Consider the following 17,965-nt stretch of genomic DNA (forward strand, 5'->3'; position numbering starts at 1 on the left):
GCCCCTGTTTCCTTACGGCGATAATGATGGGTTTCTGGTGGCGACCGCTCAGCGTATTGGCCAGCGTGATGCTGGTCGCGCTGATCCTGTGGGCGGGGTCGGGCTGGGTCGCGGCGCTCGGCTTTCTCGCCGGCATCCAGGCCTTCGTCATGCTGCGCCGCCTGTGGCAGGAATACCGTCTGTCGCGCTGGCTCGAAAACCCGGACGAGGTCGATCCGCCCGACGCGACCGGTACCTGGGGCGACATCTTCTACCGCCTGCAGAAACTCCAGCGCCGCCAGCGAGCGAGCCGCAGCGAGCTCACCAATGCGCTCGAACAGTTCGAACACGCCGCGCAGGCGGTGCCCGACGCGATGGTCATCCTCAACGGCACCGAGCAGATCGAATGGTGCAACCCGGCGTCGCGCAGCTACCTGGGGCTCGATTGCGAGCGCGACCAGGGCCAGTTCGTCCGTTACCTGATGCGGCAGGCGCATTTTCTCGACTTTCTCGACGCCGCCGACTATTCGCGCCGCCTCGTCTGCAAGTCGCCGGTCAACCGCGAGCTCACGCTCTCGGTCCAGCTCGTTCCCTTCGGCGAAGGCAAGAAGCTGCTGGTCGCGCGCGATATCACCGACCTCGAGCGGGTCGACGCGATGCGGCGCGACTTCATCGCCAACGTCTCGCACGAACTGCGCACGCCCCTGACCGTCGTCGGCGGCTTCGTCGAAACGCTCGCCGAGACAGACGATCTGCCGCCCGCCGAGAGCCGCCGCTATTTCGACCTCATGCTCGACCACACGCGGCGCATGCAGCGGCTGCTGGACGATTTGTTGATACTCTCGCGGCTCGAAAGCGCCGATCACAGCCTGAGCGACGAGCCCGTCAACGTGCCGGAGATGGTGCAGGCGCTGAAGTCCGAGGCCGAGTCGCTGAGCCGGGGACGGCATCGCGTCAGCGTGCAGGCCACGAGTGGCACGTGGCTCAAGGGCAGCCAGCAGGAAGTCCGCAGCGCATTCGGCAACCTGGTCTCCAACGCGGTGCGTTACACGCCTGAGGGCGGCGCAATCACCCTCGGTTGGCACGAGCGCGACGGCGAGGCGGTTTTTTCCGTGAAGGACACCGGGGAAGGCATCGCCGCCGAGCACATTCCGCGGCTGACCGAGCGTTTCTACCGGGTCGACCGCAGCCGCTCGCGCGAGACCGGCGGCACCGGCCTTGGCCTTGCGATCGTCAAGCACGTGCTGACCCGTCACCACGCGCGTCTCGACATCCAGTCGACACCCGGGCGCGGTAGCGCCTTCTCCGCGATCTTCCCGGCTCAGCGCGTCCTCGCGGCGCCCGAGAACGCCCAAGTCATTCCGTTTCCTGCGCGCGACCAAGGCGCCGCCTGAGCGCCGCGCCAAGCCGCGCGTCCAGGTCGGGCGCTGCGGCGCGCGGCGTATCCCGTTGCCTCACGCCCCACACCGCATTCGGGAAATGCGGGTCGTCGGTAAAACGCGGGATCACATGCCAGTGCAGATGCGGCACCAGGTTGCCGAGCGAGGCGAGATTGACCTTGTGGGGCGCCACGACCTCGCGCAGCGCGGCTTCGGTCGCGAGTACGACCTGCAGCAGGCGCTGCTGGTCGGCTGGCGCGAGATCGCTCATTTCCTTCACGTGGGCGGCGAGGATCACGCGGAGGAAGCCGGGATAGTCCGGCTCGTCGGCGAGGACGACGCGGCAGAAATCGTCCTGCCACAGGATCGTCCCGCCCGGGGTGTCGCATAGCGGGCAAGCGGGCATGTCGGGACTCCACAAACAAAACGCCCCGCATCATGCGGGGCGTGAACAGGACTGGCAAGCCTTAGGAGTATCGCCGGCGTGCCCGCCACCGACCAGCGCCAGGCGGCCAGCAGCATCGCCGACTCTCGGGCGCCGCGATAACACTCGATCAGCCGCGTAGAAGCTTACAGCAGCACCCGCTCGATCCCGCCGTTGCCGACGCGGGCGAGGTAGTTCGTCATCCAGTTCTCGCCGAGCAGCCTCTTCGCGAGTTCGATCACGATGTAGTCGGGTTCGACGTCGGCGTCTTCGGTGTAGCGCGACAATCCCTGCAGGCACGACGGGCAGCTGGTGAGAAGTTTTACCGGCGTCGTGGTGCGCTGGCCCGCTTTGATCGCCGCGACCCCGGCGCGGATTTCCTCTTCCTTGCGGAAGCGGATCTGGGTCGAGATGTCGGGGCGGCTGACGGCGAGCGTGCCGGACTCGCCGCAGCAGCGGTCGGACAAGACGACGCCGTCGCCGAGCAGCGCGTTGGCGACTTTCATCGGCGCGTGGGTCTTCATCGGCGTATGGCAGGGGTCGTGGTAGAGATATTTCTCGCCGGCGACGCCTTCGAGCTTCACGCCTTTTTCCATCAGGTATTCGTGGATGTCGAGCAGGCGGCAGCCGGGGAAGATTTTCTCGAATTCGTATTTCAGCAGCTGATCCATGCAGGTGCCGCAGGACACGAGCACGGTCTTGATGTCGAGGTAATTGAGCGTATTGGCGACGCGGTGGAACAGCACGCGGTTCTGCGCGGTGATCGCGTCGCCCTTGTCTGACTGGCCGCCCGCGATCTGCGGGTAGCCGCAGCAGAGGTAACCGGGCGGCAGCACGGTCTGCGCGCCGAGCTCGAACAGCATCGCCTGCGTCGCGAGCCCGACTTGCGAGAAGAGGCGCTCGGAGCCGCATCCCGGGAAGTAGAAGACTGCGTCGGACTCGTCGGAGAGCTTGGCCGGGTTGCGCAGGACGGGGACGATCGAGGGGTCCTCGAGTCCCAGCAGCGCGCGCGAGGTCTTCTTCGGCAGGCCGCCCGGCATCGGCTTGTTGACGAGATGGATGACCTGCGCAACCGCCTGGGAGCGACCGGTGGTCGCCGGCGGATGGCGGGTCTGGCCCTGGATCAGTCCCATGCGCTTGAACAGCTTGTGGCCGACGCGCTGGCTGCTGTAGCCCCACTCGATCAGCGGCTTTCTGAGCGCCTTGATCGTCGCCGGGTCGGTCGCGTTGAGGAAGGCCATCGACGCCCAGGTGCCGGGGTTGAATTTCTTCTTGCCCTGGCGGCGCAGCAGGTTGCGCATCGCGATCGAGACGTCGCCGAAGTCGATGTCGACCGGGCAGGGGTACTTGCACTTGTGGCAGATCGTGCAGTGGTCGGCGACGTCGCCGAACTCGTCGAAGTGCTTCAGCGAAACGCCGCGCCGAGTCTGCTCCTCGTAGAGGAAGGCCTCGATCAGGAGCGAGGTGGCGAGGATCTTGTTGCGCGGCGAATAAAGCAGGTTGGCGCGCGGAATGTGGGTGTTGCAGACCGGCTTGCACTTGCCGCAGCGCAGGCAGTCCTTGATCGAATCGGCGATCGCGCCGGTCTCCGAGGCCTCGAGGATGATCGATTCGGCCTCGAGCAGGTTGAACGAGGGCGTGTAGGCGTTGCGCAGGTCCGCCCCGGGCATGAGCTTGCCCTTGTTGAAGCGGCCGGCCGGATCGACCTTGTTCTTGTAGTCGACGAAGGTCGCGATCGTCGCGTCGTCGAGGAACTCGAGCTTGGTGAGGCCGATGCCGTGCTCGCCCGAGATCACGCCGCCGAGTTCGGTCGCGAGCGCCATGATGCGGGCCACTGCTGCGTTGGCGGTCGCGAGCATCGCGTAATCGTCGGAGTTGACCGGGATGTTGGTGTGCACGTTGCCGTCGCCGGCGTGCATGTGCAGCGCGACGAAAACGCGGCTCTTCAATATGTCCTTGTGGATGCTGTCGCAGGTTTGCAGCACCGGCGTGTATTCGCGGCCGATGAAGAGCTGGTGCAATTCGCGCCGCACTTCGCGTTTCCACGACACGCGAACTTCCTTGTCGCGCAGCGCGGTGAACACGGTGCCGGCCTCGTAGGGCGCGTCGAGATCGGCGAGGTAGCCCGCCCAGCGCTCGCGGACGGCGGCGAGCAGTGCCTGTGCCTGGCGCTGCTTTTCGGCTGTCTGTACCGGGTCGGCGACCGTGTCTTCGTCCTCATGCAGGGGGAGCGGGGCGGCGAAGAATTCGGCGAGGGCGTCGATCAGCGCGAGCTTATTGCGGATCGACAGCTCAATGTTGATGCGCTCGATACCGTCGGTGTAGTCGCCCAGCCGCGGCAGCGGGATGACGACATCCTCGTTGATCTTGAACGCGTTGGTGTGCGCCGCGATCGCGGCGGTGCGGGCGCGGTCGAGCCAGAATTTTTTGCGCGTCTCGGCCGACACGGCGATGAAGCCTTCGCCGCCGCGCGCATTGGCGATTCGCACGATCCGCGACGCCGCTTCGCCGACGGCGGTTTCGTCGTCGGAGACGACGTCGATCAGCAGCACCATGTTCGGCCGCGCGGCGCGCGGCGACTTGGTCGCATAGCCGACGGCCTTGAGGTAGCGGGCATCGAGGTGCTCGAGGCCGGCGAGCAGGACGTCGGGATGGGCGTCGCAGTAATCCTTGATTTCGACGATCGCGGGCGTCGCCTCGCGCGCGTTGGCAAAGAATTCCAGGCAGAGCGTCCGGGTGTGCGCCGGCATCTTGTGCAGGATGAAGCGCGCCGAGGTGATGAGCCCGTCACAGCCTTCCTTCTGGATGCCGGGCAGTCCGGCGAGGAACTTGTCGGTGACGTCCTTGCCGAGCCCCGCCTTGCGGAAGCGGCTGCCGGGAATCGTGAGGATTTCGGGCGAGCCCTTGGGCGTCGCCCCGTCGGCCGCATAGCGGCGGACCTCGAAGGTCGCCGCCGGGGCGTCGTGGATCTTGCCGCGGTTATGGTTGAGCCGTGTCACTTCGAGCCAGTCCGCCTCGGGCGTGACCATGCGCCAGGACACCAGGTTGTCGAGCGCCGTGCCCCACAGCACGGCTTTCTTGCCGCCCGCGTTCATCGACACGTTGCCGCCGATGGTCGACGCGTCGGCCGAGGTCGGATCGACGGCAAACACGAGGCCAGCCGCGTCGGCGGCTTCCATCACGCGCTTGGTCACGACGCCCGCGCCGCAAAGGATCGTCGGCACGCCGAATTCGCAGCCGGGCAGATGCTGCATCTCGACGCCGCTCATCACTTCGAGCTTTTCGGTGTTGACGACCGCGGCCTTGTCCGTGAGCGGCACCGCGCCCCCGGTATAGCCCGTGCCGCCGCCGCGCGGGATCACGGTCAGCCCGAGCTCGATCAGCCCGGCGACGATGCCGGCGATTTCGGCCTCGGTGTCGGGGGTGAGTACGACGAAGGGGTATTCCACGCGCCAGTCGGTCGCGTCGGTGACGTGCGAGACGCGCGCGAGACCGTCGAAGGAAATATTGTCGCGGCGCGTCACGCCGACAAGGCGGCGCAGCGTGCGGGCGCGCAGGTCGGCCGTGTCGTCGAACCACTCGGCGAATTCCCGCACCGCGCGTTCGGCAGCCGCGAGCAGTTGGCCGACCAGTTCGTTGCCATGACGCCGCAGCTCGATCTCGTGCAGCCGGTGCCGCAGCGCGTCGATCAGCATCTGCCGGCGTTTCGGATTGGCGAGCAGGTCGTCTTCGAGATAGGGATTGCGCCGCACGACCCAGATGTCGCCGAGCACCTCGAACAGCATGCGTGCCGAGCGTCCGGTCCGGCGCTCGCTGCGCAGCGTGTTCAGCCCGTTCCACGCGTCGGCGCCGAGCAGGCGGATGACGATCTCGCGGTCGGAAAACGAGGTGTAGTTGTACGGGATTTCGCGGAGGCGGGAATTCATGGCGGGGCGGTGCTGCAAAACCGGTATTTTACGGGATATCGACGGCCCCGTCGGCCTGCACGCGGCGTCAGAAACCCTGTCGGACGCAGGGTGGGACTTCGCTTCGTCGAATGCGGGCGCGAATTTTCGCCGCGTGAACGCTCAGGCGGCCGACCGGCGCCTGAGGCGGCGCACGATCGTCACGACGCCGAGAATCAGGGCCCCCGCGAGGATCCCGACCAGTGCGTCGATGACGAGGGGAGCGAGGACGCCCAGCGCCCCGCCGATCCCGGGCAGCGCCGAAGCCTGATGGGCGAGCGCCTCGACGCCATGGTGCGCGGCCGGAATGCCATGCACGAGGATGCCGCCGCCGACCAGGAACATCGCGGCCGTTCCGACGATGGCGAGCGTTTTCATCAGGTAGGGGGCCGCGCGCAGAATGCCGCGCCCGAGCGCTCGCTGAAGGCCGCCCGTTTTTTGGCTCAGGTGGAGGCCGGCGTCGTCGAGCTTGACGATGCCGGCCACCAGACCGTAGACGCCGACGGTCATCAGCAGCGCGATGCCGGCGAGCACGGCGACGCGGGTGCCGAACGCCGCCGCGGCGACGGTGCCCAGCGTGATGACGATGATCTCGGCCGAGAGGATGAAGTCGGTGCGGATCGCGCCCTTGATCTTGTCGCGCTCGAGCGCCACGAGGTCGACCGCCGGGTCGGCGAGCGCCTGCGTGAGTTCGGCATGGTGGGCCGCGTCTTCACTTCGGCTATGGAGAAACTTGTGCGCGAGTTTCTCGAAACCCTCGTAGCAAAGGAAGGCGCCGCCGAGCATCAGCAGCGGGGTGATCGCCCAGGGCGCAAGCGCGCTGATCGCGAGTGCGGCCGGGACGAGGATCAGCTTGTTGCGGAAAGAGCCCTTGGCCACGGCCCATACCACCGGCAGTTCGCGTTCGGCCTTGAGGCCCGCGACCTGCTGCGCGTTGAGTGCGAGGTCGTCGCCGAGCACGCCCGAGGTCTTCTTGGCGGCGACCTTGGTCAGTACCGACACGTCGTCGAGGACGGTGGTGATGTCGTCGAGCAGGGCGAGAAGGCTGGTTCCGGCCATACGCTGTCTATGCTCAGTCGCCGAGCTGGATGCGGCCGGCTTTTTCGGCCGCGGCGAAGTCCAGCATTTTCTGGATCGAGCGCCGCGCGCGCTGGCCGACCGATTCTTCGACGTGGATCTCGTTGGCGCTGCGCTTGCCGACTGCCGCGGATTCGAGCACGGCGGCGAGTTTTCGCAGGCCGTTCATCGCCATCCACGGGCAGTGCGCGCACGAGACGCAGGTCGCGCCTTCGCCGGCCGTGGGCGCCTCGATCAGCGTCTTTCCGGGCGCGGCCGCGTGCATCTTGTGAAAGATGCCGTTGTCGGTCGCGACGATGAATTCGGGGTTGGGTAGCGTGCGCACCGCTTCGATCAACTGCGTGGTCGAGCCGACGATGTCGGCCAGCGCGATCACCGACTCGGGCGACTCCGGATGCACGAGTACCGCGGCCGCCGGGTGCGCCGCGTGCAGCGATTTGAGGGCCTCGGCTTTGAAGGCCTCGTGCACGACGCATGAGCCCTGCCACAGGATCATGTCCGCGCCGCTGACGCGACGCACGTATTCGCCGAGGTGGCGGTCGGGCGCCCACAAGAGTTTGTGGCCCTGCTGGTGCAGGTATTTCACGATCTTGACCGCGATACCAGAGGTCACGACCCAGTCGGCACGCGCTTTGACTTCGGCGCTGGTGTTGGCGTAGACGACCGAGAGACGATCGGGGTGGGCGTCGCAGAAGGCCGTGAATTCGTCGGCCGGACAGGCGAGGTCGAGCGAGCATTCGGCGCCGAGATCGGGCATCAGGACGCGCTTCTCGGGGTTGAGGATCTTCGCCGTCTCGCCCATGAATTTCACGCCCGCGACGGTCAGCGTGCGCGCCGGGTGGGCGTGGCCGAAGCGCGCCATCTCGAGCGAATCGGAGACGCAGCCGCCGGTTTCCTCGGCCAGATCCTGGAGGTCGGCCGAGGTGTAGTAGTGGGCGACGAGCACCGCATCCTGCTCCTTCATCAGCGTCTTGATGCGGGTCTTGAGCGAGGCGCGCTCTTCGGCGTCTAGCACTTCCTCCACCATGGGCGGGGCTTGAATGACGGGTTTCACCGGAACAGGAAAGGCGGGAGTCACGGGCACGGCCTGGCGTTCGACAAACGAAGAATCGCAAGTATAGCCTTGCGTCGCCGACGCCTTCACGTTGCGGCGTCGCGGTTTTTGCAGCCGCCGCTTTTGCCTTATCCTTCGGCCCCATGCAGCAGCTTCTCCTCGATGTCCGTCCGCCCGCGCGTCCCGACCTCGGCCACTTCGTCGTCGGGCGGAATGCCGAGTTGATGAACCAACTCGCGGCGATGATCGAGGGCGCCGCTGTCGAGCGTTCGGTCTACGTCTGGGGGGCGCCCGGCACTGGCAAGACGTACCTGTTAGCGGCGTGGGCGCGCGCCTGCGAGGCGCGCGGCCTCACGGTCGACTACGGCGCGCAGCAGCCGGCGCAGGCCGTCGTCGCCGATCAGCTCGAATCCTGGGACGCCGACCGCCAGCACACTGGGTTCGCGACCTTCAACCGGGTGCGCGAGGCCGGGGGGCTATGGCTCGCGGCAGGATCCGTCCCGCCGGCCGAACTGCCGGTTACGCCGGAACTGCGCACGCGCCTCGGCTGGGGGCTTGTGTTTCAGATCCACGGCCTCGACGACGCGGAGAAGCGCGCCGCACTCGTCCACCATGCCGAGACGCTCGGTTTCCGTCTCGATACGCAGGTCGCGGATTACTTGCTGAACCACACCTCGCGCGATATGCAAAGCCTGCTACGCGTCCTCGAGGCGCTGGATCGCCTCAGCCTCGAAACGCGTCGAGCGATCACGCTGCCGCTGCTGCGGCAACTGCTTGCCGCAGTCCCGCGGTCCTGATCAGGCTTCGCCCTGCTGGGACTGCTGGTCGGCGATGTCCTTGTGGACCTGTGCCATGTCCAGCCCCATCACCTGTTCGATCAGGGAATCGAGCGCGTTCGCCGGCAGCGATCCGGCTTCAGAGTAGAGGATGACCTGCTCGCGAAACACCATCAGCGTGGGGATCGAGCGGATCTGGAAGTACCCGGCGAGATCCTGCTCGACCTCGGTGTTGACCTTGGCGAAGACGATGTTGGGGTGCTTTTCCGACGCTGCTTCGAAAATCGGCGCAAAGCCGCGACACGGGCCGCACCACGGCGCCCAGAAGTCGACGATCACGACGTCGTTGCCGTTGATCGTGGTTTCGAAGTTGTCCTTGGTGAGTTCGATGACAGCCATGGGGATTCCTGCAGAATTTTGACGATGCCGGGACGGCAAATAAAAAGCGCGAGGACGAAACCTCGCGCCGAGTGCCACCCTATCACGGATGGCGGGCCTCCGACAATCGGAGGCGGATTATCGGGTAGGGCGACCCTGCGGCCCTACCCTAGGTCCAGCCGAAGCCGGCTGGCCTGAAATCATTTGGCGAACACCTGATCGAAAGGGCCCGGCTTCGCTGCCGCAGGCCGTTCGTGGCGCGCCATGTTGTGGCTCTGCCTGAGATTGCTCCGCACTTCGGCCCGGTTCACCGCCATGATGAGTTCGGTGGCCAGCACGCGCGCCTGATGAGGGCTCAGGTTGAGCGTGCATTCATGCCGCTGAAGTGACAGCACGATGCAGTCACGGCCTTGGGCATCCTCTTGCAAGGTGATGTCCAGGACGCTGCCGGGTTCCAGTTCGATCATCTCAAGCTCTCCTCATTGTTTTGTACGGATACCAGCAGAGTCCGTGCCAAGCGCGCCTGGCGCCGGCCTGCCCGAAAAGCCATTCAAATCAGGTGGTGGAAAAGCCGATGTTGACCAAGGCAGGCGCTCGCGTGATGAGGCTTCGTCAGAGCCGGCAGCAAAGTCGTCAATCCGGAATGCGCGGCGCGGGAAGTCGCCGAGCAACGGACCTTAGAGCTGGAGCGGCGTATGCGTGAGTGGGGTGGATAGGCGATACAGGCGAGGCGGTTTGTGGCACGAGGCCGAACGCGGGCCTTGGGTGCGGGCAATAAAAAACGGGGGACGCGCCCCCGTTTCAGATTGGGCAGTGCCCGACCTGTTTAAAGCCCGAACGGCTTGATGACCGGTACCGCCGGTGCGGGAGCAGGCGCGGGCGCAGGGGCCTGTGCGGGCTTGGCGGGAACCGCCTTCTTCGCAACAGGCTTCTTCGCCGCCGGTGCTTTTTTGGCGACCGGCTTCGCGGCTGGCTTCTTGGCAGCGGGTTTGGCGGGCGCTTTCTTTGCCGGTGCCGCTTTTTTGGCCGGTGCAGCTTTCTTGGCTACGGGCTTTTTGGCCGCTGCGGTTTTTTTGGCCGGTGCTGCCTTTTTAGCCGGTGCAGCTTTCTTGGCTACGGGCTTTTTGGCCGCTGCGGTTTTTCTGGCCGGTGCTGCCTTTTTGGCCGGTGCAGCTTTCTTGGCTACGGGCTTTTTGGCCGCTGCGGTTTTTCTGGCCGGTGCTGCCTTTTTAGCCGGTGCGGCTTTCTTGGCTACGGGCTTTTTGGCCGCTGCGGTTTTTCTGGCCGGTGCGGCTTTCTTGGCTACGGGCTTTTTGGCCGCTGCGGTTTTTTTGGCCGGTGCTGCCTTTTTAGCCGGTGCAGCTTTCTTGGCTACGGGCTTTTTGGCCGCTGCGGTTTTTTTGGCCGGTGCTGCCTTTTTAGCCGGTGCAGCTTTCTTGGCTACGGGCTTCGCGGCTGCCTTCTTGGTTGCGGGCTTAGCGGCAGACTTCGCTGTCGCCTTCTTTGCCGCGGGTTTGGCGGCGGGTTTCTTGGCTGTTGCCATCTAACACTCCTTAGAAGTTGAACACATTCAGTTACCACTACAGCTTGATGCCACGTGCAGTCAGAATTTGCACTTCCAAAGCGTGGTACCGACAGGCAACCAACCTGCCCGAAACCCGCGAGAGACGGGCGATACCGAGGCTCCGCTTGGTGAGCCTCATTCTAGTTACTTTTGCAAGTGGTTCAACGGATAGTCAAGACCCGGCCGAAATAATCGGCCGGTCGCTGTAGCGGTCAAGCAAACAGTATCGGGTCGATACGAAATTGCGGCGCCGGACGTTGTCGTCCATGCCGCGGAAGCTCAGTCCAGAAGCCGCTCTCCGGCCATCAGGCCTTCCTGCGTTTCGCGCTCGCGAATCAGATGAATTTCTTTCTTGTCGACGAGAATTTCCGCCGCGCGGGGGCGCGAATTGTAGTTCGACGACATGCTCATGCCGTATGCGCCCGACGAAAGCAGCGCGACGAGGTCGCCCTCGTCGAGCGAAAGCTCGCGTGCGGATCCCAGGAAATCGCCGGTCTCGCAGATCGGGCCGACGACGTCGTAGCGCCGCTTGGGCAGCGGGCGCGCGATCACCTCGACGATCTCGTGATAAGCCTCGTACAGTGCGGGCCGCATGAGGTCGTTCATTGCGGCGTCGACGATCGCGAAGTTCTTGTCTGCGCCCAGCTTCAGGTATTCGACACGCGCGAGCAGAAGGCCGGCGTTGCCGACGAGCGAGCGGCCGGGCTCGACGATCAGCGTTTCTCGCCGGCCGGCAAAGCGTTCGGCGAGAACGCGGCCGTAGCCGGCGAGGTCGGGCGCGGTTTCTCCGCGATAGGAGATTCCGACGCCGCCGCCGAGGTCGATGTGTTCGAGCGCAATGCCTTCGGCCGCGAGCGCGTCGACGAGTGCGAACACGCGGTCCGCTGCGTCGGCAAGCGGGGACAGGTCGAGCAGCTGCGAGCCGATGTGGCAGTCGATGCCGGTCACCCTGATGTGCGGAAGTGCGGCTGCCGTGCGATAGAGCGCCGGGGCCTCCGCGATCGGGACGCCGAACTTGTTCTCCTTGAGCCCCGTCGAGATATAGGGATGGGTCTTCGGGTCGACGTCCGGATTGACGCGGAAGGAGACCGGCGCGACCTTGCCGAGCTCTCCCGCCACGCGGTTCAGCCGGTGCAGCTCGCTCGTCGATTCGACGTTGAAGCAGAGAATGCCCGCCTCGAGCGCGGCGCGCATCTCGTCCACGCGTTTGCCGACGCCCGAGAACACGACTTTTCGCGGATCGCCCTGCGCCGAGAGTACGCGGGCGAGCTCGCCGCCGGAGACGATGTCGAAACCGGCGCCCATCCGGGCGAACAGGTTCAGGAGGGCCAGGCTCGAGTTGGCCTTGACTGCGTAACAGATCAGATGCGGCGTCGCGGCGAACGCTTCTTCATAGGCGCGGTACGCGGCTTCGAGGGCGGCACGCGAGTAGACGTAGAGGGGGGTTCCGCAGCGCTCGGCGAGCGTGTCCAGGGCCACGCCCTCGAGATGGAGGCGGCCGTCGATGCGATGGGGAGCGTTCAAGGTGAAGTCCGTTGCGGGGCGGGAGGATTTTCGGGAAGATACAGGTCACCCTTGGAGCCGCAGGCCGACAGACCGAGCCCGCAGAGCAACAGGGACACTATATATAAGGTGCGCAGCTTCATGCGCGAGATGGTAGCACGGGGCATCATGACGGAAATTGAATCGAACGAAGCCGAGTTCAACCACGCCGCGGCGGCGACGCTGGCGCGCATCGAGCGCGCCCTCGAGGATGCCGATCTCGATTTCGAAACGCCTGCCGACGGGATCGTCGAAGTCGAATTCGACGACGGCAGCAAGATCATCATCAACCGTCACGGCGTGGCACGTGAGATCTGGGTCGCCGCGCGCTCGGGCGGTTTTCATTTCAAGCGGCAGGCCGGCGACTGGATCGACACCAAGAGTGGCGAGCCGCTTTACGACAAGCTGGCCGCGCTCGTAGCCGCTCAAGGCGGGACCACGATCCGCTTCTGAGGCGCCTTGAAAAGCCAGGCGCTCACCCTGTTCGATCTGGTCGAGCGGCTCTCGCTGCTGACCCGTGCCGATCTCCGGCAGGCCGGGGCGGCACAGGGGCTGCAGCCCGTGCACCTGCAGGTGTTGTTCTATCTGAATCAGGCCAACCGTTTCAGCAACACGCCGCAAGCGCTCACCGAGTATCTCGGCCTGACCAAGGGCACTGTGTCGCAAACCCTTCTGGTACTCGCTCGGCGCCGGCTCATCTCCCGTTACGCCGATCCCCGCGACGGCCGCGTGGTCCGCCTGATCCTGACCGAGGGCGGCACGACCCTGCTGAAGACGCTCAGTGCCGGGAGCGCCTGGCGCGACATCGTCCAGACCGCAAGCCCCGCGCGCGTCAGCTCGGCGATGGTCGTGCTGCGTCAGGTGCTGTCGCAGGTGCAGGCGCAGAGCGGCAAGCGCACCTTCGGTCTATGCGGAAGCTGCCGCTACAACCGGCGGCTCGGGCCGCGCAGCTATTTTTGCGAACTGATGCAGGAAAAACTCGGCAGCCCCGAGGTGCGGCGGATCTGCCGCGAGCACGCGCCGCCGCCAGCCGATTAAAGTCGCCCGCGGGCGCGCGCGACCGCTGCGCGGACCTGCGCGGGCGCGGTGCCGCCGAAATGGTCGCGGGCGGCGAGCGAGCCTTCGAGGGTCAATAGTGCGTAGACGTCGTCGCCGATGATCGGGCTGAACGTCTGCAGTTCGTCGAGCGGCAAGTCGGCCAGGTCGCGCCCGGATTCGTCGGCGACGCGCACGGCACGCGCAACGACTTCGTGCGCATCGCGGAAGGGCAGGCCTTTCTTGACCAGGTAGTCGGCGAGGTCGGTGGCGGTCGCGAAGCCTTGCATCACGGCCGCGTGCATCGCGTCGGGCTTGACCGTCACGCCGCGCAGCATGTCGGCGTAGATCGCAAGCGTGTCGGCCAGGGTGTCGACCGTATCGAATAGCGGTTCCTTGTCTTCCTGATTGTCCTTGTTGTATGCGAGCGGCTGGCCCTTCATCAGGGTCAGCAACGCGACGAGGTGGCCGTTGACCCGCCCGGTCTTGCCGCGCACGAGTTCGGGCACGTCAGGATTCTTCTTCTGCGGCATGATCGACGAGCCGGTGCAGAAGCGGTCGGCAAGGTCGATGAAGCCGAAGCGCGGGCTCATCCACAGGATCAGTTCTTCCGAGAGGCGCGACAGATGCGTCATCACGAGCGCCGCCGCGGCCGCGAATTCGATCGCGAAGTCGCGGTCGGAGACGGCGTCGAGCGAGTTCTCGCACACGGCCTCGAAGCCGAGTTCGCGCGCGACGTAGGCGCGATCGATGGGGTAGCTCGTGCCCGCGAGCGCCGCGGCGCCGAGCGGGAGGCGGTTGACGCGCCGTCGGCAGTCGGCCATGCGCTCGGCGTCGCGGGCGAGCATCTCGAAATAGGCGAGAAGATGGTGGCCGAAGGTCACCGGCTGCGCGACCTGCAGGTGGGTGAAGCCCGGCATTACGGTGTCGGCGTGCGCCTCGGCAAGGTCGACGAGCGAGGTCTGGCACGCCTTGAGGCCCGCGAGGATGCGGTCGATCGCGTCGCGCAGATAGAGCCGGATGTCGGTCGCGACCTGATCGTTGCGGCTGCGTCCGGTGTGCAGGCGCTTGCCGGCGTCGCCGATCTTCGCCGTCAGCGCCGCCTCGATGTTGAGGTGCACATCCTCCTTATCCAGCGACCAGGCGAAGCGCCCGGCGCGTATCTCTTCGAGCAGCTCGCCCATGCCGCCGCGGATCGCCGCGAGGTCGTCGGCGCTCAGGACGCCGACGTGGTGCAGCATCGCCGCGTGCGCGAGCGAGCCCTGAATATCGAACTCGGCGAGCCGATAATCAAAAGGAATCGACGCCGTGTAGCGTTTGACGATTTCGGAAACAGGCTCGGAAAAGCGGCCCGACCAGGCGCCTTGCGGCGGCGTCGACGACGTGCTCATGGGGACAGAAACGCACAGTGAAAAGAAGGAATCATAACAACCGCGAGGTCGAACTGCCGAACTTCTGCCGCCTCGGGGTCAGCCTGCGGATCGCACTGACCGCCGAAGCGGCGCTGGCCGCGAGCGTCGCAGCACGGGCCGCCGACGCCGCGGCCTTCGCCGCCGAATTCGTCGCGCTCTCGGCCTTCGCCCAGCCGGCACTGCTGCTTGCGCTGCTTGCGCTGTGTGGCGCCGGACGCGGGCTGCGCAGCCAGCCCTATCGGCGTGGCGTCGTGATGGCGCTCGGACTCGGCGCCGCGGTGCCTTTCCTGGTCGCGCTGTGGCTCGCACCGATACTCGCGGGGTCGGTACCCGTCTCGCCGCTCGGTGTCCTCGTGTTTGCGCTGGGGGTCGGCGGGGGGCTGCTTGGCTATTTCAACCTGCGCGCCCGCGCGCTGTCGCCCGCAGTCACCGAGGCGCGGCTGCAGGCGCTGCAGGCGAGGATCCGCCCGCATTTCCTGTTCAACAGCCTCAATGCAGTGCTCGCGCTCGTCCGCAAGGACCCGCGGCGCGCAGAGCATGCGCTCGAAAACATGGCCGACCTGTTCCGCGCCTTGATGGGCAACGCGCGCCAGCTCGCGCCGCTCGAGGACGAGGTCGCGCTCACGCGTGCCTATCTCGAACTCGAACAGTTGCGCCTCGGCGACCGCCTGCGCGTGGTCTGGCACACCGGGAAGATGCCGGCGGACGCACTGATTCCGCCGCTGGTCATCCAGCCCCTGGTCGAGAACGCGGTGTATCACGGCATCGAGCCGCTCGCCGACGGCGGCGAAATCAGCCTCAATCTTTACCGCAGCGCCGACAAGGTCCACGTCGTCGTGCGCAACCCGATCGCCTCCGACGGTAGCCATCACCGCGGCAATCGCATCGCGCTCGCCAACATCCGCGAGCGCCTGCTGCTGCACTTCGACCTCGATGCCCAACTCAAGTTGAAGCCGCTCGGCTCCGTTTATCAGGTACACATCGTCATCCCCTATACCCGTGAACGGACCCAACCCGCCACTTCGCGTCCTCATCGTCGACGACGAGGCGCCGGCACGCGCGCGGCTCGGTGACGTCCTGGCCGACTGCGCCGGGCGTCTGCCGGTCGAGGTCGTCGGCGAGGCCGAGAACGGTCTCGCGGCGTTGGCGCTGGCGCAGCAGACCGCGGTCGACGCCGTGCTGCTCGATATCCGCATGCCGGTCATGGACGGCCTCGAGTGCGCCGCGCATCTGAACCGGCTCGCCGCGCCCCCCGCGATCATCTTCAGCACGGCCTATGACGCCTACGCCTGCCAGGCCTTCGACCTCAATGCCGTCGACTATCTGCTGAAGCCGGTACGGGCCGAGCGCCTCGTTCGCGCACTGTCGCGCGCGCATCGCCTGAGCGCGAAGACTCTCGATCAGTTGCGCGAGGCGCACCCCAAGGCGCGCACCCACCTGTCGCTGAACGAAAAAGGCCGCATCGTGCTGATTCCGGTCGCGGACATCCTTTACCTCAAGGCCGAGCTCAAGTACGTCACCGTGCGCACGGCCGCCCGCGAGTTCCTGATCGAAGAATCGCTGACCCAGCTCGAAGCCGAGTTCGGCGAGCGTTTTCTGCGTATCCATCGCAACTGCCTCGTCGCGCGCGACCGCGTCCGCGAGGTCGGCAAATCACCGGGCGAAGACGAGGGCCACTTCCTGCGGCTCGACGGGCTAGACGAGCGGCTCACCGTCAGCCGTCGCCAGTACACGGCGCTGCGCGAAACGCTCCGAGCTTTCTGAGCGCGCTGCCTCGTGGGGGTTGCGGGCGAGATCGACGACCCGCGTCCGTACCGCCGGATTTAGCACCACGGGAAAAATAAAAACCCAGTTAAATCAACGGCGTGTTGTCCATCTACAACTAAAGTTGTATAGCCAGTCAGTTGCGTCCCTCGTAGGATGAGCGTGCTTGCAGTTCAGGCTGCAGGCAGGAAGTTCTCCGCAATGAGGGACGTGTGTCCTCACTCTAGCCGGGTTCGCAAGAACCCGGATTTTTTTTGCCCGCTCTGGGTATCATAAGCTGCATGGAAAACGACAGCCCCGACCTCGTCGAGCGCGAACTCGACAGCGAAACGGTATTCAAGGGGCGCTTGATGCACGTCAAGCGCGACCGTGTGCAGCTCCCCGACGGCAAGGAATCGACGCGCGAATACATCGTCCACCCCGGTGCCGTCGTCGTGATCCCCGTGTTCGACAATGGCGACCTCCTGCTCGAACGCCAATTTCGTTACCCGCTCCGCCGCGACTTCATCGAGCTGCCCGCCGGCAAGATCGACCCGGGCGAGGACGACCTCACCTGCGCCAAACGCGAACTCGAAGAGGAAACCGGTTACACCGCGTCCGAGTGGCGCGAGGTTACGACCATCTACCCGTGCATCGGTTATTCGGATGAGCGCCTTGCGTTCTACCTGGCGGAAGGGCTGCGGGACGGCACCCACGGCCGTGACCACGACGAATTCCTCGAAGTGTTCCGCCTGCCTTTCGCCGAAGCGATGCAGTGGGTGAGGGACGGTCGCATCTGCGAGACCAAGACCGTGATCGGGTTGTTCTGGCTGGAGAAGATGCTGGAGCAGGGATGGTAAAACACGTTCTAGTTGGTTTCCCGTTTCTTTCTTGGCGGTCTTCTCTCTATGACTAAATATCTTCTAGCAGTGCCGTTGCTGTGGGCATGCAGTGCGCTGGCAAGCGACATTGTCGTCTATCCACACGGGACGGCGAATCCGGGAATCTACGTTCCGGGATTCAGGACGTACTCAACAGACTCGTACATCACCTCGCGCCAAAACGTCTCGCTACTAAAAGAACTTGGGCACGTTATCCCGCAATTGCGAATCGCTGGATTTAGCTCGGCATCGCCGGGTGAAACCGCCTTGCTCTGTCGTTTGAGCTTTCCGGTGTATCTCCCGGGGAAGGTTGCTCACGAGGTTTATCTAGCCGAGTCCATGCGTGCCGAGCTGTCGGAGGCTGGTCTTTACGCTGACACAGCTCCAGTTGCGTTGCTTGGACACTTGGTCTCGATGGATTTCAATTCATTTGGGACGGGGAAATGGGTGCTTGAGGCTCGATTTTTTGTCGAAGGTAAAGAGCCTGTAACCATCAAATATGAGCACGGCTTTCCTCTCGGAGTACTGGCTGTTCAAGCATGCCGAGATGTCACCCATGCTCTGGTTCCTGCAATGCAGGGTTTTTTGTTCACTGTATACAGCGATCCGAAGTTTCAAAATTTGTTGCGTCCCACGGGTAGCCCCACGACCACATTGGGTCGCCCGCAAGAAGAACTTGCAGGTTCCCTACAGTCCTCAGATTCCGGCGGCCAACGACCTTAACGCCAGCGAAATGCGTGTTCGGTTCGCTGGAGAAGCGGGCTGACAAGCCTGTGC

18 protein-coding genes are annotated in these 17,965 nt (G+C 65.2%); 8 read left to right on the forward strand and 10 right to left on the reverse strand.

Translation table 11 applies throughout. From position 1 onward, the window contains the following. The first annotated feature begins 23 nt into the window (after positions 1-23). Positions 24-1,373 carry a phosphate regulon sensor histidine kinase PhoR gene (gene phoR, locus TBD_RS01090; RefSeq protein WP_011310730.1) on the forward strand — a complete coding sequence of 450 codons (1,350 nt, stop codon included), beginning with the start codon at positions 24-26 and terminating at the stop codon, positions 1,371-1,373. Here phoR and TBD_RS01095 read toward each other — a convergent pair. The 4 genes from TBD_RS01095 to nadA all read right to left on the reverse strand — a co-directional run bounded on the left by TBD_RS01095 (position 1,336) and on the right by nadA (position 7,887). Then, positions 1,336-1,764, reverse strand: a complete 429-nt coding sequence (locus TBD_RS01095) for an HIT family protein (RefSeq protein ID WP_011310731.1) — start codon at positions 1,762-1,764, stop codon at positions 1,336-1,338. The two genes, phoR and TBD_RS01095, sit on opposite strands and share 38 nt — an antisense overlap. Before the next feature lie 164 nt (positions 1,765-1,928). After that, a complete protein-coding gene (locus TBD_RS01100; protein ID WP_011310732.1) occupies positions 1,929-5,708 on the reverse strand; it encodes a DUF3683 domain-containing protein in 3,780 nt (1,259 codons plus the stop codon). A gap of 141 nt (positions 5,709-5,849) precedes the next feature. Then, the gene (locus TBD_RS01105) at positions 5,850-6,785 is read right to left on the reverse strand and encodes a DUF808 domain-containing protein (protein ID WP_011310733.1); all 936 of its coding nucleotides are present in this window, start codon (positions 6,783-6,785) and stop codon (positions 5,850-5,852) included. A gap of 13 nt (positions 6,786-6,798) precedes the next feature. Continuing rightward, on the reverse strand, positions 6,799-7,887 hold the full coding sequence (gene nadA / locus TBD_RS01110; RefSeq protein ID WP_337998336.1) for a quinolinate synthase NadA: 1,089 nt from the start codon (positions 7,885-7,887) through the stop codon (positions 6,799-6,801). Positions 7,888-8,000: 113 nt separating this feature from the next. Here nadA and hda point away from each other — a divergent pair, with 113 nt between their 5' ends. Further along, positions 8,001-8,654, forward strand: a complete 654-nt coding sequence (gene hda / locus TBD_RS01115) for a DnaA regulatory inactivator Hda (RefSeq protein WP_011310735.1) — start codon at positions 8,001-8,003, stop codon at positions 8,652-8,654. On the opposite strand, the gene trxA is transcribed toward hda, so the two are convergent. The 5 genes from trxA to lptM form a co-directional block, all read right to left on the reverse strand. Continuing rightward, positions 8,655-9,032: a thioredoxin gene (trxA, locus tag TBD_RS01120; protein ID WP_011310736.1), complete on the reverse strand. Its 378-nt coding sequence runs from the start codon at positions 9,030-9,032 to the stop codon at positions 8,655-8,657. A 179-nt stretch (positions 9,033-9,211) separates the two neighbouring features. Then, the gene (locus TBD_RS01125; RefSeq protein WP_011310737.1) at positions 9,212-9,478 is read right to left on the reverse strand and encodes a hypothetical protein; all 267 of its coding nucleotides are present in this window, start codon (positions 9,476-9,478) and stop codon (positions 9,212-9,214) included. A 359-nt stretch (positions 9,479-9,837) separates the two neighbouring features. Further along, entirely contained in the window at positions 9,838-10,554 is a 717-nt protein-coding gene (locus TBD_RS14395) for a hypothetical protein (protein ID WP_011310738.1), read from the reverse strand. Positions 10,555-10,854: 300 nt separating this feature from the next. Beyond that, the gene (gene lysA, locus TBD_RS01135) at positions 10,855-12,099 is read right to left on the reverse strand and encodes a diaminopimelate decarboxylase (protein ID WP_011310739.1); all 1,245 of its coding nucleotides are present in this window, start codon (positions 12,097-12,099) and stop codon (positions 10,855-10,857) included. Continuing rightward, complete coding sequence (lptM, locus tag TBD_RS15265) at positions 12,096-12,311, reverse strand: LPS translocon maturation chaperone LptM (protein ID WP_425314936.1); 216 nt, start codon at positions 12,309-12,311, stop codon at positions 12,096-12,098. The genes lysA and lptM overlap by 4 nt, the downstream gene beginning before the upstream one ends. On the opposite strand from lptM, the gene cyaY reads away from it, so the two are divergent. After that, complete coding sequence (gene cyaY, locus TBD_RS01140; protein WP_041432844.1) at positions 12,247-12,570, forward strand: iron donor protein CyaY; 324 nt, start codon at positions 12,247-12,249, stop codon at positions 12,568-12,570. The genes lptM and cyaY overlap by 65 nt on opposite strands. Positions 12,571-12,576: 6 nt before the next feature. After that, complete coding sequence (locus TBD_RS01145) at positions 12,577-13,155, forward strand: MarR family winged helix-turn-helix transcriptional regulator (RefSeq protein ID WP_011310741.1); 579 nt, start codon at positions 12,577-12,579, stop codon at positions 13,153-13,155. Here the strand turns inward: TBD_RS01145 and argH are convergent. Continuing rightward, complete coding sequence (gene argH, locus TBD_RS01150; RefSeq protein ID WP_011310742.1) at positions 13,152-14,543, reverse strand: argininosuccinate lyase; 1,392 nt, start codon at positions 14,541-14,543, stop codon at positions 13,152-13,154. The two genes, TBD_RS01145 and argH, sit on opposite strands and share 4 nt — an antisense overlap. Positions 14,544-14,560: 17 nt before the next feature. On the opposite strand from argH, the gene TBD_RS01155 reads away from it, so the two are divergent. The 4 genes from TBD_RS01155 to TBD_RS14705 all read left to right on the forward strand — a co-directional run bounded on the left by TBD_RS01155 (position 14,561) and on the right by TBD_RS14705 (position 17,911). Further along, on the forward strand, positions 14,561-15,637 hold the full coding sequence (locus TBD_RS01155) for a sensor histidine kinase (RefSeq protein ID WP_011310743.1): 1,077 nt from the start codon (positions 14,561-14,563) through the stop codon (positions 15,635-15,637). Next, the gene (locus TBD_RS01160) at positions 15,564-16,328 is read left to right on the forward strand and encodes a LytR/AlgR family response regulator transcription factor (RefSeq protein WP_011310744.1); all 765 of its coding nucleotides are present in this window, start codon (positions 15,564-15,566) and stop codon (positions 16,326-16,328) included. The genes TBD_RS01155 and TBD_RS01160 overlap by 74 nt, the downstream gene beginning before the upstream one ends. Positions 16,329-16,609: 281 nt before the next feature. Then, positions 16,610-17,167 carry an NUDIX domain-containing protein gene (locus TBD_RS01165; RefSeq protein WP_011310745.1) on the forward strand — a complete coding sequence of 186 codons (558 nt, stop codon included), beginning with the start codon at positions 16,610-16,612 and terminating at the stop codon, positions 17,165-17,167. Positions 17,168-17,215: 48 nt separating this feature from the next. Continuing rightward, positions 17,216-17,911 carry a hypothetical protein gene (locus TBD_RS14705; RefSeq protein ID WP_148202990.1) on the forward strand — a complete coding sequence of 232 codons (696 nt, stop codon included), beginning with the start codon at positions 17,216-17,218 and terminating at the stop codon, positions 17,909-17,911. Positions 17,912-17,965: the final 54 nt, after the last annotated feature.

Source organism: Thiobacillus denitrificans ATCC 25259, from assembly GCF_000012745.1.
GTDB classification, from domain to species: domain Bacteria; phylum Pseudomonadota; class Gammaproteobacteria; order Burkholderiales; family Thiobacillaceae; genus Thiobacillus; species Thiobacillus denitrificans_B.